This is a genomic window from Shinella sp. GW835-FHT14H05, assembly GCF_058793575.1.
The window spans coordinates 202,759-215,319 of sequence record NZ_JBXAFY010000009.1; the positions used below are offsets into that span (position 1 = coordinate 202,759).

Consider the following 12,561-nt stretch of genomic DNA (forward strand, 5'->3'; position numbering starts at 1 on the left):
AGTGACGGGCGGCAATCGACCAGGCGGTTCGTTCCGTTCCGGAATTGAAAACACTGGCTCGTTCCTCCACGGTGCACCCTCCCGACCGATGAACAATCAGCGCGCACCATCTCCATCTTCGCTTGCGCGAACGTTACCAATGAATACGGAATTTCAATGATAAAGATCACCAACATGAATCCGTCCGGTGGACGGATTGCCGCGACATTCACAGCTACGGTCGGCGACCTGGTATTGCCGGGGTGCGCGCTGATCAGGCGTGGCGACGGCTATGTGCTGTCGGTGCCCCGGATCGGTACGCCAGGCGATACCAGACCGGCGCCGTTGACGGCACTCAAGGAGGCGGAACTGCTGCGCGTTGCGGTGGCGCATTATGGGGAGATGACATGATCAGAATCGGAAACATGCGCAAAGGTTCTCGCGGCGCCAAGACGATCTTCGACGTCGAAATCGACGGGTGGACCATCCGGGGCTGTGCTGTCGTGCAGCGGCCGGATGGCAAGCTCGCGGTTCGTCCGCCCCTGCTGCGAGATGGCCGCCAAGCCGTGCAGTTGCCGGCCGAATTGTGGCCCGCTTTCGTCCAGGATGGCCTCGCGGCATATCGGCGGATCAGCCGTGAGGAGGGTTGGGTCGAGGTCTGCGCCGGCGAGCAAGAGGCGTTGGCGGCGGGGATTTAGTTATCGCCGAATCTCGCCTCGAATGCTTCAACGGCCGATATCGCCGCACCTTTCAATGCATCTATTTTCTCTTTCTTTGGCAAATACCCGGCCTTCAGCAGATAGTCGGAAAAATCGCTGCAAGTAGTTTGGATCTTTTCGACCATATCGTCACCACGCGCGCTGGGATTCCATTCCAGCCAGTCGGCGAGGGCACTTTTGACATTGGTCTCAAAGCTGCTGACGCCGTTGCTCGAGAGAGCATTGACTGTGTGGATGCTAGTTCGAAGCAGCGCTCCCGTCGAACTGGTCCCCGTGTGCATCCCTTTCCCCTCCTAAAAATGGATATTTCATGCCATCATATGAAGCCGCGACCCTTCGGGCAAGGCACCACCCTGACATGCATTCACTCTCTCTGGTGCCAGTTACGGATGAAGGCCCAATCTTCCTTCCATGCTTTAGACTTCCAGATTCACAATACGGTCGCGACATGACTTCGGCAATCTGTGCAGCGATCGGCGTCGTCAACAAGAAGTTCGACATCAAGCACTACTGTGAAGACGGCGTGACTGAGAGGTGGGTTGGCCGCGGTTGCGTCTAGACTGGGAAGCGTCCTCAATCCCTCCGCATCTTCGCGAGCACGAAGGCGTTGGCGAGGGACGCGGAGATGAATGTCCCGAAATGGCATGACGCGTCACCCAGATCACCTTGTGCGCCTCGTCCGAAAGACGTAGTGCACCGCGGCAATTCCTTAATCGCTCTCTAATCGTTTAGTGGACGTTCACTTTACATTAGACTTGAGTAATATTCATTCCGGATTTCGCCGTACCGGGAGTATAATTCCCGTATGGAAAGCTTGTCGCGCTATCACCTAGCTCAAGACGAAAACGGCACTTGGCATGTTGTGGATGCCAGGACGAAAGGCCCGGTCGAAATACAGGTGGACGGGGAGCTTTGTCTTCTATGGGAAATGGCAAGGGTTGACGCCGAGTCCTGGTCAATCCTTCTTAATCAGTTCGCACGCCGTCGCCACTAGCGGTGTGGTCAGGTTTGCGTTTGAAAGTCGACCGGTCGCCCTATGGCGGTACGCTCAGGAGGAGGATGGGGTCCGCATTTTTAGCCACATTCACCATACCGCGGTCTGCGGCAATTGTTCCACGGAAAGTCACTTCGCCTACGTATCGGCTTCGCGATCCAATAGAATCTTCATGGTGCGAATCATTTCGGCGGCGTCGAGGAGAAGTGCTCTGACGTCCTGGTCTGACAGGGCGCCGACCAGCCCCGTGGCCGATGCCAAACTGATTGCTGTACTCGCCGTGGGCTGGTCGCGATGGGTAGAAAGCTGCTCTCGCGCCTCCACAATAGTAACGTAAGCGCGTCCGAGCAAACGGCGCGCTTCGTCTTCGGTCATTTTCGCTGACCCATTAGCGGCTTTCACCAGCTCGGCTACAAACACCGCCATTCCCGTGTTGGGTGTTCCGATCATGGGGACCTAATGCAAGGTCGCTATATGGACCACGGGATGGTCGCCGTTTAGAACGTCCATGACCATGTCTGCTTCATCAAGCGAGAGGCCTGACATCAGCCGACCGTCGCAAACGACTGATCTACCCGTATTGCGATCGAAAACCTCCCAATCACCTTGTGTATCTCTTCGCAGCCCAAACGGCTTTTTAGGTAAATTGAGCTCTCGCATTAGACGCCTCCTCATTTACCGGATCATTTCATTTTACGCCGACCGACGTGCCTCGCAAGCCTCCAGGCTCAGTCGTTGCATGGTTTCGAAGTCTGCAAGTGCTCGAACCGATAACGGAAACCCTCGATCTCGGAGTCGGCGTACCGCCCAGTCGTCTTGAGTACGATCATCGCAACTGCGATGAATTCAACTTCAGAAAGCCCGTTCGTACTGTCCAATGGGATGATCGCAATTAGCTCCCGGTCCCCGTCTATCCTGTACACTTTCACTGTTATATCGGCCATGCGCAGCCTCGATGATACGCAGGTCCAAACCATACACATGCTGCTCTTAAAATTGATTTACACCTCATCAAACAACTTTGAGAAGTGCGGCCTGGGCATAAACCAATCGCCCATCGAGGATGCAAGCGGTTCTATTCGCGACGCTGCGAAGCCTTTTACGGCTTCCATCCCGCCGGATGACCCCAACCCAACCCCTGGCTCTCCAGCCACCGGGTGACTTCCCCAAGGGTTCGCCGCCTGCGAGACTTGCGGAGCAACTCCATCATGCGCGAAGATACGATTTCCGCCGTCGCCGGCGATGGCCAGACGCCCAGCAGCGCCCTTACCTCTCGGGCGGTCGTCACCGACATTACATCCGGAACGTCCTCGTCTCCAGGTTTCGCGCAGTTTTGATAGTAGAGGATGTTTACGTATCCAACGGAGATTCCCAGATCACGGGAAATGTCATTGAATGTCCAACCCTGGTCGCGGAGGGCGACTATGCGCTTGTCGCGCTCTACTGCCATGTCAGGTTTGTTCACGCTCAGGGTTCCGTTTTCAACCATTGAAGCCGAAGAATGCCTTCCCGACAAGTTTCTGAGCCTAGTGAGATTTTTTCGGGCTGACTATGTTGTTTAGCAAGCTGGACAGCATTGCCGCCATCCGGCGACGATCAAGGGCAACCCTGAACGGCGGTAAGCCCTTGCCCTTAAATGCCAGGTGAAGGCGGGATGCCTCATCGAGCTTTCCAGAGACCTGGGGATCCAATAAGAATACCGCAGGCTGCTGATCGAGTGCGTCAAGCCCAGCGGCTTCAGGATCTTCAAGGCAGGAATACATCGAGATCAACGCGTCGCGCGCTCCATCTCCCACCAAGTTTACCGACAGCAGTTCACCACTCGGGCTTGCGATTTCCAGGCGGAGACCGCCCTCGATAGAAACCACGTTCAGGATGTTGCCGATGCTCTCAGTCATTTAGCCAGCGTATAGGAACACCGCTGCCGGCGCTAAGCAAAAAAAAGGCGCCACTGGGAGGTCGGCGCCCGTAGTTTGGGGGGAAGCACTCAGTTGGCGACTGGTGCAAGTGTCAAACCACGAATAGGCGGAAAGGTTCCGGTAGCATGCTCGGGGCCTGCACGACTTGTCAATGTCATATTCGGGGAGCATACTTCCCTCATCGGTGGCAGTTGTATAGGGCGTCACCGGCAGGGAGGTCACCCCTTTCGCCCCGACACAGGAGGAGGGCCCGGTGGATCTTCCAGATAAACTGTCTCGTGAAGGCATTTTCCAGCCTGACGAAGTCAAAGTAATCGCTGAAGTTGTTGGTCACCTTGCAACTGACCGCCTCGAAGCGCGGGAACGTGAGGATTTGGCTCTTTTTGTGCTCCGAGTCTATCAGGAAAACCCGGTCGATGGCGATAACCTGCTCGACCGATGCCAGATTGCGTTGGGTCATTAATTGAAAAGCCGGCCGCCTCGAGTGGAGGCGGACGGCAACACGGTTAGGCGCTCATAGCTGGTGGCGCAGACGGCCCGGAGCGGTGCCAGACGGGCGGGAGCCCCTCAACAGGCATCCCGGCCTCCAAGCATGCAGCAACAAACGCCTCGCGCGCCACGTGGGCAGGCGTGCGGAACTGCAGCGCGGCGCGGCACCTTTCGCAAGCGCGCTTATAGCGCTCTCCGTTGCGTAGTGGCCATTCGTTTTCGAGAAAGTCGAGCGCATCGTGGACGCCGTGGAAAGTGCGGGCAGTGCCATTGGAAAAGCGCACATAAAGTGGGGTAGCGAAGTAAATCTCAGCCAGCATCGGAATCCTCCTTTCAAATGCGAATCTGGCGCCTCCGATATGGATTTGGAGTTTTCGCGATTCAAGATTTCATCGTGCGAAAAACAGAAAAACCGCCCGCCTTGATGGGGCGAGCGGCTATTAAAGTCCGGTGCCGGCAAGAAGCGACTACGCAGCCTTCTTGGCGGCCGACGTCTTGTTTATCGACGTGACGGCGAGGTTCGTCAGCTTGTTGTTGGTCGCTTTCTCCTGGTCAAGGATCTCGCTTAGAAGCTTGTGCGCTTCGTCGTGGCCGAGGTCCTTGGCCCATTCGCGGAGCGAACCGTAACGTGCGATCTCATAGTGCTCCACAGCCTGGCAGGCAGCGAGCAGGCCGGCATCGAGCGCGATGCCTTCCGCCTCTTTCATCAGGCCATCGGCTTCTTTGATTAGCCCCTCGATGGCGTCGCACTTCTCACCGGAAGCCTTCTTGCCGATCGACTGGAAGACCTGCTCCAGCTTCTTGATCTGCTCCTTTGTTTCCGCAAGATGCGCCTCGGCCGCTTTTTTGAGCTCGGCGCTCTTCGCAGCCTTTGCCACCTTCGGCAACGCCTTCGTGATAGCGTTTTCAGCGTAATAGACGTCCTGCAGTGTGTGCTCGAAAATGTCGGCAAGCGTTTTCATGGGGGTGCTCCCTTTTCTGTGAATTAGAGCATCAAGAATGAAAAGGCCGCGAATTTGTTCCGGCGATGAGGCGGCCAAGACGTCCGGCAGGCAATCCTGGAAAATGAAACGTAAAAGCCGCCCGCCAGTGAAGGCGGACGGTCTTCATATGCCAGCGCTCGGTGGGCGGCGGCCTCCTGGTAAGAAAAAGGCCGCGCGACAAAGCCCCCTCGGGCGCGCAGCGGCAAGGCCTACCGGGACATGCGGGGCCGGGTCGGCTCAACTGGTGGGTGCCGCCGGCGACGGTTCAAGCGCCGCGGCGACACCCGCCATCCGTCTCTCGGCGGATTGGAAACTTATGCTGCTACTTTTACCCCCGCGGCCGCCAGAACCTTCGCGGCCCGCGTTGATGGCTTCGGAACATCGCGCCAATCAACGCCGGGCGGAAAGTGGAAGGTCTTTGCGAAAGTATTGCAGGGCGTGAATTCTCTGTCGCCGAAGTCGTCACCGTAAAGTTCGATACGGAGCATTCTTGCTTCCATGGCCAGCCATTCTAGATAAGCGAGCCTTGGATCGGACCGGTCGTCGGGAAGATCTGCGATAGGTCTTCTCGGCAACAGCCGGCGCGGTTCGAGCCTTCTATCCGTAAGAGAGTCGTGCGTGGTGGTGGCCATTGCTGGTGGTCCTTCCTCTTGATTAGTTTCGCTCAATGCGATAACAATTACCATTAACTGGGGACGCGTCAAGCGCTTTTTATCATTGTGAGCGAATTTAATCACATCTCGGGCAAGCAGATCGCTGCGGCCCGCGTGCTGCTGGACTTGGGACAAGTGGACCTAGCTGACTTGGCAAAAATTTCTGCACCGACATTGCGGCGCATGGAGGCTGCTAAAGGCGCGATGCCTGGCATGCGCAACAACGTCGCAGCGGTCATAGCGGCCCTCGAGTCGGCCGGCATCGAATTTATCGAAGGTGGCGTTCGCCTTCGGGATCGGCAGGAATGACCGCGGCGAAAAGAGAACGCCTTGAGACCGAACTCGCGCGCTTGGTCGTGCGGAACATGGCGGCTGTAATGGAGCGAGAGCAGGTCCGTCGCGGGCTCAACAAGGTGGAGTTCGCGAAGCTGTGCGGCATCACAGCGCCTTCGTATATTTCGATCCTGGAGGGCAAGGCGAATCCCACCATGTTCATGGTGGCCAGGATCTCGTGGAATACCGGGCTGACTCTGCATCACCTTGTTCACGGCGACGATAAGACGCCTAACCCGAGCTAGCCGAAGGATCAAAATCGTCCCTCACGCATTCTTTTTCCATCAACGTCCTAATGAAGGAGACCACGATGGACTGGAACCGTGTTGAAGGTAATTGGAAGCAGGTCAAGGGCAAGATCAAAGAGCAGTGGGGCAAGCTCACTGACGACGATCTGGACGTCATTGACGGCAAGCGCGACCAGCTGGAAGGCAAGATCCAGGAGCGCTACGGCTACGCGAAGGATCAGGCCACGAAAGACGTCGACGATTGGTACGGCCGCCAGACTTGGTAGTTCATAAAAAGGCCCGCCTAAAAAGCGGGCCTTTCCTCTTAGCGCTGCTTGTCGCCAGCGCTCTTGCCGTCTGAGCTCTTAGAGCGCTCCTCGAAGCGATCCGCGCCCTTGGCCAGATCTGAGCCCTTCTCGGCTTCAACCTTGCGCTCTTCGGCCCGTGTGGACTTATGGAGGCCCCTCGCGCCTTCCTTGCCCTTATCCGTCGGTGCGTTCTCGATTGCCATTGCACGTCCTCCTGTGGGGGAAAGGAAACGGCGCAGAGGCGGCTGGGTTCCGCAAGGGAACAACTTTGGTTTGGCAGCGTTTCGAAAGCCATCGATCAAACGTAGGAGAGCGATCATGAACAACATCATTTATCTCGTCGGCCTAGTCGTTGTTGTCCTCGCCGTTCTGTCATTCTTCGGCCTTCGGTGAAGCCCATGAGCGACGAACGAGAACAGCGCATCAAGGCGAGGGCTTTTGAACTGTGGCAGCAGGAAGGTTCACTCGATGGCCGGACGCTCGGCCATTGGCTGCAGGCTGAGCGCGAGATTCAGAAAGAGGAGGCCGCGGCAGCAGCGCGGAGAGATCAGGCCAATGACAAAGATCTGACGACGGCAAAACGGAGGCGTTGAGTCTGCGCAGCCGACTGACTCGAAAGTGAAGGGCGGCTTTCCGTGTGCCATGTGCCAATCATGTGCCGTAAATTCTCGCAAAACCGAGGTAAACGGCGGTAAATGCGCGCAAGAATTACGTTGAATTACCTAGTCTACAGCGTTGATTTTATTGAGACCTCGGTGGTGAGCGCGCAGGGATTCGAACCCTGGACCTACTGATTAAAAGTCAGTTGCTCTACCGGCTGAGCTACGCGCTCCCAGGCGGTGCAAATGGAGCCCCGCGGAAGTGCGCGGAACATATGCAGGAGGGTTTGCCGGGTCAACCCGGAAAATGCGGCGAAAAACAGGTTTTGCTGCATTTCGCCGCGTTCTCCAAAAGGTGATTGGCAGGAGGGGGGCACGGGGGATATCAGAAGGCGCAAATGCGGGAGCGGGCGAGGCCATGTTGGTGGGCTCGGCCGGTTCCGGCTTGCCGTCGCGGAGTAGCCCTTGTCGATCGCCGATATTTCCCTGTTGAGCGCACTCCTGGCCGGGGCGCTCTCGTTTCTGTCGCCCTGCGTACTGCCGCTCGTGCCGCCCTATCTCTGTTACATGGCGGGCATTTCGGTCGAGCAGTTCCGAGGCAACGATGCGGTGGCGGTGCAGCGGGATACGCGCGGCGCGGTGCTGTTGGCGGCGTTCTGTTTCACGCTCGGGTTTGCGACGGTTTTCGTGGCACTTGGGGCTGGCGCCTCGACGATCGGCATGGTGCTGCGGCGGCATCTCGACATTCTCGCGCAGATCGGTGGCGTCATCATCATATTGATGGGGCTGCATTTCCTCGGGCTGCTGCGCATCGGGCTTTTTGCCCGCGAGGCACGGTTCCAGGGCGGCGGCAAGCCGGCGACGGCGTCGGGCGCTTATATCATGGGGCTCGCCTTCGCGTTCGGCTGGACGCCGTGCATCGGGCCGGTGCTGGGGGCGATCCTCGGCGTGGCGGCGGCGCGCGAGACGGTTGGCGACGGGGCGGCGCTGCTGGCGGTCTATTCGCTGGGGCTTGCGGTGCCGTTCTGGATCGCGGCCGGTTTTTCCGGCGCCTTCATGCGCTTCCTCGTTCGCTTCCGTCGCCATCTCGGCACGGTCGAAAAGGCGATGGGCGTGCTGCTCATCCTCACCGGCCTTGCCTTCATCTTCGGCTATATCAGCGCGGTCGCCATCTGGTTCCAGCAAACGTTTCCCATTCTCTCGCAAATCGGCTAGGTCGAAACATCATCCTCGGCAAGCGGGAATAGACGACGGCGCATGGCTGACATCATCGGACTGGTCCTGCCGTTCTTCGGCATGATCCTGCTGGGTTATGTGGTCGCGAAGATCACCCGGCAGCCGGTCGAGGCGCTCGGCTGGCTCAACACCTTCATCATCTACATCGCGCTGCCGGCGCTGTTCTTCAAGCTGGTGGCCAAGACGCCGATCGAGCAGCTGACCCGCGTCGATTTCATCGTCGCCAATATCAGCGCGACATACCTGATCTTCGGCCTCGTCTTCGCCGTCGGGCTCTGGCTGCGGCGCGCGACGATCGGCGAGGCGACGATCCAGGGGCTGGCGGCCGCCTATGGCAATATCGGCTATATGGGGCCGGGGCTGGCGCTGCTGGCCTTCGGGGAGCCGGCGGCGGTGCCGGTGGCGCTGGTCTTCTGCTTCGAGAACATGCTGCACTTCATGGTCGCGCCGGCGCTGATGGCGCTGGCCGGCGGGGAAAAGCGGCCGGCGATCCAGATTGCCGGCGGCATCGTGCACAAGATCGTCACGCATCCCTTCATCATCGCCACGGCCGCGGGCTTTGTCGCGGCCTTTGCCGGCTTCGAGCCGCCGGCGCCGCTGCAACGGCTGATCGACTACCTGGCGCAGGCCGCGGCCCCTTGCGCGCTGTTCGCCATGGGCGTCACGCTGGCGCTGCGGCCCTTGAAACGCGTGCCGATGGAGATCGGCTATATCGTGCCGGCAAAACTCCTGCTGCTGCCGGTCACCATGTATTTCGTGCTCGGCCTTGCCGGTAATTTCGATCCGGTCTGGGTGTTCACGGCGGTCCTTCTCGCCGCACTTCCGACAGCGACGAATGTCTTCGTCATCGGCCAGCAATATGGCGTGTGGCAGGAGCGGGCTTCCGCGACGATTCTGATCACGACGGTGCTGTCCGTCGCGACGGTGACCATCCTGCTTTACCTGATCAAGTCAGGCCTGCTTGCGGGCGACCCGTTCCCGTAAACCGTCGCGAAATGCCTTGAGTGAGCCGCCGGGCTCGATGCCTTCGCGCATGACGATGCTGCGCAGCGGCCCGAGTGCCGAAAGCAGGTGCAGGCCCGCCGAGCGCAGGAACTGCACGGGCAGGAAATCGGACAGCAGCGAGCGGTTGAGCAGGTCGACACTCATGGTGCGCGTGCGGATGTCCGCCTGTCGCTTGCGATCGAAACGCTCGCCGATGCCGCCATCGCCCTCCTGGATGAGGTCCTTCAGCGCCATGATGTCGCGCAGGCTGAGATTGAGGCCCTGGGCGCCGATCGGCGGGAAGGCGTGGGCGGCTTCGCCCACCAGCACGAAACGCCCCTTGCCGAAATGCCGGGCCGTCATGCCGGAGAGCGGAAAACTCTGCGGCGTGCCCTCGACGGTGACCTTGCCGAGCATGGATTGCATGCGCTCCTCCACGGCGCGGCCAAGATCGGCGGCGGGGAGTTCGCGCAGCCGCGCCGCTTCCTTCGGCGGCAGGACCCAGACGAGGCTGGAGCGGCGGCCGGGAAGGGGGACCTGTGTGAAGGGGCCGCTTTCCGTGTGGAACTCCGTCGAGACATTGCCGTGCGGCCGTTCATGCGCAAAATTGAGCACGAGGGCGGCCTGGGGATAGGACCAGGCGCTGACGGCGATGCCGGCGCTGTCGCGGATCTTCGATTTCTTGCCGTCTGCGCCGACGACGAGGCGTGCCGTGACATGTTCGCCATCGTCGAGCACGAGTTCGACGCCGTGCTCGAAGGCGGTGGCCGCCGTCACCCCGCTTTCCAGCCGGACGATATTCTCGCGGGCGGCGATTTGCGTGTTCAGCACGTCGAGGAAAGGCGCATTTGGGATGTTGTAGCCGAAGGCGGGAAGGCCGACCTCGGTGGAGCGGAAGGCGACCGGCGGCGCGCGCAGGAGCCGCGTCGTGCCGTCGAGGATCTGCATAGTTTCGAGGGCCGCGGCATGGCGCGCGATCTCGTCCCACAGGCCGAGTGCCTTCAGGAAGGCGATGGACTGGTCCATCAGCGCGGTCGTTCGGCCATCGGCGGCGCGCGTCGGCGGGGCGATCAGCGCGACGCTGCGCCCCGAATCGGCGAGCGCCAATGCCGCGAGGTTGCCGGCAAGGCCGGCGCCGACGATCGCGATATCGAATTCCTTCATGACCGACCTCTCAGACAGCGAAGCGTTACCCACAGGTTTGGCTGCTTCTACTGCGGGAAGACTAGGCCCGCAAAGAGGCAATTTCCATGGGATGAATCGGCGCAGGCGCCGGAACCGCCCGGCAGGCAGCCGATTTTCACTGGCGATGCCGGGCAATCAATGCATATTACCGGCAGTGACCGCGTAAGAGGGCGTGTTCGGCAAACCGCGGCCGATGAAAGCCCCTCAAGGGATGGACAGCCAAAGGCGATGAAGTTTTTCAACTACAAGCGCGTGCCCTACGCGGAAATCCGTGCCTTTTCCGTCCATATCCTGACGGCATCCGGGTCGTTCCTGGCCTTTCTCGGCGTCGTGGCGGCAGCCGAACACCGTTTCGTCGACATGTTCTGGTGGCTCGGCTTGGCGCTCGTCGTCGACGGCATCGACGGGCCGATCGCGCGAAAAGTGCGGGTCAAGGAAGTGCTGCCGAACTGGTCCGGCGACACGCTGGACAATGTCATCGACTACGTGACCTACGTGCTGCTGCCGGCCTTTGCGCTCTACCAGAGTGGCATGATCGGCGAACCGTGGTCCTTCGTGGCGGCCGGCGCCATTGTCGTCTCCAGCGCCATCTATTATGCCGACATGGGCATGAAGACGGACGAATATTTCTTCTCCGGCTTTCCCGTCGTCTGGAACATGGTGGTGTTCACGCTCTTCGTCATCCAGGCGAGCGAACTGACGGCATCGATCATCGTCTTCGTTTCCGTCTTCCTCACCTTCATGCCGATCAATTTCCTGCATCCCGTGCGCGTCGAGCGGCTGAGGGCGATCAATCTCGGCGTCTTCTTCCTGTGGGCGCTGCTCAGCGGCTACGCGCTTCTGCTGCATTTCGACACGCCGGCCTGGGTGGTCTGGGGTGTCGTGGCGACGGGGCTCTATCTCTATGTCATCGGCGCCGTCCTGCAGGCCTTTCCCAGCCTCGGGCGGTAGCCAACTCTCGGGAGAACCAGCATGACCAAGGCGATTGTCATCCGCAGTCTCGGCGGACCGGAAGTCCTGAAGCTGGAGGATGTGCCGCTTGCCGCACCCGGCCCCGGCGAGGTGCAGATCAAGCAGGCCGCCATCGGCCTCAACTTCATCGACGTCTATTTCCGCACCGGCCTCTACAAGACCGAGCTGCCCTTCGTCCCCGGCAAGGAAGGCGCCGGCACGATCACGGCGCTCGGTGACGGCGTCACGGATTTCGCCATCGGCGACCGCGTCGCCTATGCCTCGGCGGATGGCGCCTATGCGGTGGAACGCAATGTCGCGACCAGACATCTGGTGAAGGTGCCGGAAGGCATTTCGCTCGAAACGGCAGCCGCAATGATGCTGAAGGGCATGACGGCGCAGTATCTGCTGCTCCAGACCTACCAGGTGAAGCCAGGCACCGTGCTGCTGTTCCATGCGGCCGCGGGCGGCGTCGGCCTCATTGCCGGCCAGTGGGCGAAGGCGCTCGGCGCCACGGTGATCGGCACGGCCGGCTCGCAGGCGAAGATCGACCTCGCGCTGGCGCATGGCTATGACCACGTCATCGATTACGGCAAGGAAGACTTCGTCGCGCGGGTGCGCGAACTGACCGGTGGGGCAGGCGTCGATGTCGTCTACGATTCCGTCGGCAAGGACACGTTCCCGCAATCACTGGACTGCCTGAAGCCGCGCGGCCTGTTCGTCAGCTTCGGCAATTCCTCCGGCCCGGTCGATGCCTTCAACCTCGGCCTGCTGTCGCAAAAGGGCTCGCTCTACACGACGCGGCCGACGCTCTTCGCCTACATCCCGACGCGCGATGCGCTCGATGCATGTGCAAACTCGCTCTTTGATATTGTGCAAAGCAACAAAGTGCGTATCAATATTAATCAGACTTATCCGTTGTCCGAGGCAGGACGGGCGCACACGGATCTGGAAGCAAGAAAAACGAGTGGAACGACGTTGCTCATTCCCTGACACGACCCG

The 12,561-nt window shown here is 59.9% G+C and carries 19 protein-coding genes and 1 tRNA gene; 11 read left to right on the top strand and 9 right to left on the bottom strand.

Going from position 1 to position 12,561, the window contains the following annotated elements; translation table 11 throughout:
• Positions 1 to 156 precede the first annotated feature (156 nt).
• Positions 157 to 390, top strand: coding sequence for a hypothetical protein (locus AC1Q6Z_RS24455; RefSeq protein ID WP_256116083.1), 234 nt, complete (start codon positions 157 to 159; stop codon positions 388 to 390).
• Positions 387 to 677, top strand: coding sequence for a hypothetical protein (locus AC1Q6Z_RS24460; RefSeq protein WP_492649605.1), 291 nt, complete (start codon positions 387 to 389; stop codon positions 675 to 677). The genes AC1Q6Z_RS24455 and AC1Q6Z_RS24460 overlap by 4 nt, the downstream gene beginning before the upstream one ends.
• Here the strand turns inward: AC1Q6Z_RS24460 and AC1Q6Z_RS24465 are convergent.
• The 3 genes from AC1Q6Z_RS24465 to AC1Q6Z_RS24475 form a co-directional block, all read right to left on the bottom strand.
• Positions 674 to 979 carry a hypothetical protein gene (locus tag AC1Q6Z_RS24465; RefSeq protein WP_492649606.1) on the bottom strand — a complete coding sequence of 102 codons (306 nt, stop codon included), beginning with the start codon at positions 977 to 979 and terminating at the stop codon, positions 674 to 676. The two genes, AC1Q6Z_RS24460 and AC1Q6Z_RS24465, sit on opposite strands and share 4 nt — an antisense overlap.
• Before the next feature lie 851 nt (positions 980 to 1,830).
• The gene (locus AC1Q6Z_RS24470) at positions 1,831 to 2,142 is read right to left on the bottom strand and encodes a hypothetical protein (protein WP_492649607.1); all 312 of its coding nucleotides are present in this window, start codon (positions 2,140 to 2,142) and stop codon (positions 1,831 to 1,833) included.
• 1,076 nt (positions 2,143 to 3,218) lie between these two features.
• Positions 3,219 to 3,590, bottom strand: coding sequence for a hypothetical protein (locus tag AC1Q6Z_RS24475; RefSeq protein ID WP_256116077.1), 372 nt, complete (start codon positions 3,588 to 3,590; stop codon positions 3,219 to 3,221).
• Positions 3,591 to 3,864: 274 nt separating this feature from the next.
• Here AC1Q6Z_RS24475 and AC1Q6Z_RS24480 point away from each other — a divergent pair, with 274 nt between their 5' ends.
• The gene (locus tag AC1Q6Z_RS24480; protein ID WP_492649608.1) at positions 3,865 to 4,074 is read left to right on the top strand and encodes a hypothetical protein; all 210 of its coding nucleotides are present in this window, start codon (positions 3,865 to 3,867) and stop codon (positions 4,072 to 4,074) included.
• A 43-nt stretch (positions 4,075 to 4,117) separates the two neighbouring features.
• Here AC1Q6Z_RS24480 and AC1Q6Z_RS24485 read toward each other — a convergent pair whose 3' ends face one another.
• The 3 genes from AC1Q6Z_RS24485 to AC1Q6Z_RS24495 all read right to left on the bottom strand — a co-directional run bounded on the left by AC1Q6Z_RS24485 (position 4,118) and on the right by AC1Q6Z_RS24495 (position 5,715).
• Positions 4,118 to 4,420, bottom strand: coding sequence for a DUF982 domain-containing protein (locus tag AC1Q6Z_RS24485; RefSeq protein ID WP_256116075.1), 303 nt, complete (start codon positions 4,418 to 4,420; stop codon positions 4,118 to 4,120).
• A 147-nt stretch (positions 4,421 to 4,567) separates the two neighbouring features.
• A complete protein-coding gene (locus AC1Q6Z_RS24490; protein WP_256116202.1) occupies positions 4,568 to 5,062 on the bottom strand; it encodes a ferritin-like domain-containing protein in 495 nt (164 codons plus the stop codon).
• A 335-nt stretch (positions 5,063 to 5,397) separates the two neighbouring features.
• On the bottom strand, positions 5,398 to 5,715 hold the full coding sequence (locus AC1Q6Z_RS24495) for a hypothetical protein (RefSeq protein WP_492649609.1): 318 nt from the start codon (positions 5,713 to 5,715) through the stop codon (positions 5,398 to 5,400).
• 87 nt (positions 5,716 to 5,802) lie between these two features.
• Here AC1Q6Z_RS24495 and AC1Q6Z_RS24500 point away from each other — a divergent pair, with 87 nt between their 5' ends.
• From AC1Q6Z_RS24500 to AC1Q6Z_RS24510, 3 genes are all read left to right on the top strand, one after another.
• Complete coding sequence (locus AC1Q6Z_RS24500) at positions 5,803 to 6,045, top strand: transcriptional regulator (protein WP_492649610.1); 243 nt, start codon at positions 5,803 to 5,805, stop codon at positions 6,043 to 6,045.
• Positions 6,042 to 6,314, top strand: coding sequence for a helix-turn-helix domain-containing protein (locus AC1Q6Z_RS24505; protein ID WP_492649611.1), 273 nt, complete (start codon positions 6,042 to 6,044; stop codon positions 6,312 to 6,314). The genes AC1Q6Z_RS24500 and AC1Q6Z_RS24505 overlap by 4 nt, the downstream gene beginning before the upstream one ends.
• A gap of 65 nt (positions 6,315 to 6,379) precedes the next feature.
• On the top strand, positions 6,380 to 6,583 hold the full coding sequence (locus AC1Q6Z_RS24510) for a CsbD family protein (RefSeq protein ID WP_256116072.1): 204 nt from the start codon (positions 6,380 to 6,382) through the stop codon (positions 6,581 to 6,583).
• Between the two features lie 38 nt (positions 6,584 to 6,621).
• Here AC1Q6Z_RS24510 and AC1Q6Z_RS24515 read toward each other — a convergent pair whose 3' ends face one another.
• Positions 6,622 to 6,807: a hypothetical protein gene (locus AC1Q6Z_RS24515; protein ID WP_492649612.1), complete on the bottom strand. Its 186-nt coding sequence runs from the start codon at positions 6,805 to 6,807 to the stop codon at positions 6,622 to 6,624.
• Positions 6,808 to 7,002: 195 nt separating this feature from the next.
• Here AC1Q6Z_RS24515 and AC1Q6Z_RS24520 point away from each other — a divergent pair, with 195 nt between their 5' ends.
• On the top strand, positions 7,003 to 7,197 hold the full coding sequence (locus tag AC1Q6Z_RS24520; protein ID WP_492649613.1) for a DUF2934 domain-containing protein: 195 nt from the start codon (positions 7,003 to 7,005) through the stop codon (positions 7,195 to 7,197).
• Positions 7,198 to 7,360: 163 nt separating this feature from the next.
• Here the strand turns inward: AC1Q6Z_RS24520 and AC1Q6Z_RS24525 are convergent.
• Positions 7,361 to 7,436: transfer RNA gene (locus AC1Q6Z_RS24525), tRNA-Lys, on the bottom strand.
• A 232-nt stretch (positions 7,437 to 7,668) separates the two neighbouring features.
• Here AC1Q6Z_RS24525 and AC1Q6Z_RS24530 point away from each other — a divergent pair.
• Positions 7,669 to 8,418, top strand: coding sequence for a cytochrome c biogenesis CcdA family protein (locus AC1Q6Z_RS24530; protein ID WP_492649614.1), 750 nt, complete (start codon positions 7,669 to 7,671; stop codon positions 8,416 to 8,418).
• Between the two features lie 42 nt (positions 8,419 to 8,460).
• Complete coding sequence (locus tag AC1Q6Z_RS24535) at positions 8,461 to 9,423, top strand: AEC family transporter (RefSeq protein ID WP_439630951.1); 963 nt, start codon at positions 8,461 to 8,463, stop codon at positions 9,421 to 9,423.
• Here the strand turns inward: AC1Q6Z_RS24535 and AC1Q6Z_RS24540 are convergent.
• The gene (locus AC1Q6Z_RS24540) at positions 9,391 to 10,587 is read right to left on the bottom strand and encodes a UbiH/UbiF family hydroxylase (RefSeq protein ID WP_492649615.1); all 1,197 of its coding nucleotides are present in this window, start codon (positions 10,585 to 10,587) and stop codon (positions 9,391 to 9,393) included. The two genes, AC1Q6Z_RS24535 and AC1Q6Z_RS24540, sit on opposite strands and share 33 nt — an antisense overlap.
• A gap of 249 nt (positions 10,588 to 10,836) precedes the next feature.
• On the opposite strand from AC1Q6Z_RS24540, the gene pcsA reads away from it, so the two are divergent.
• Together pcsA and AC1Q6Z_RS24550 are read left to right on the top strand one after the other, a co-directional pair.
• Complete coding sequence (gene pcsA, locus AC1Q6Z_RS24545) at positions 10,837 to 11,559, top strand: phosphatidylcholine synthase (protein ID WP_256115890.1); 723 nt, start codon at positions 10,837 to 10,839, stop codon at positions 11,557 to 11,559.
• Between the two features lie 21 nt (positions 11,560 to 11,580).
• A complete protein-coding gene (locus AC1Q6Z_RS24550; protein WP_492649616.1) occupies positions 11,581 to 12,552 on the top strand; it encodes a quinone oxidoreductase family protein in 972 nt (323 codons plus the stop codon).
• Positions 12,553 to 12,561 lie beyond the last annotated feature (9 nt).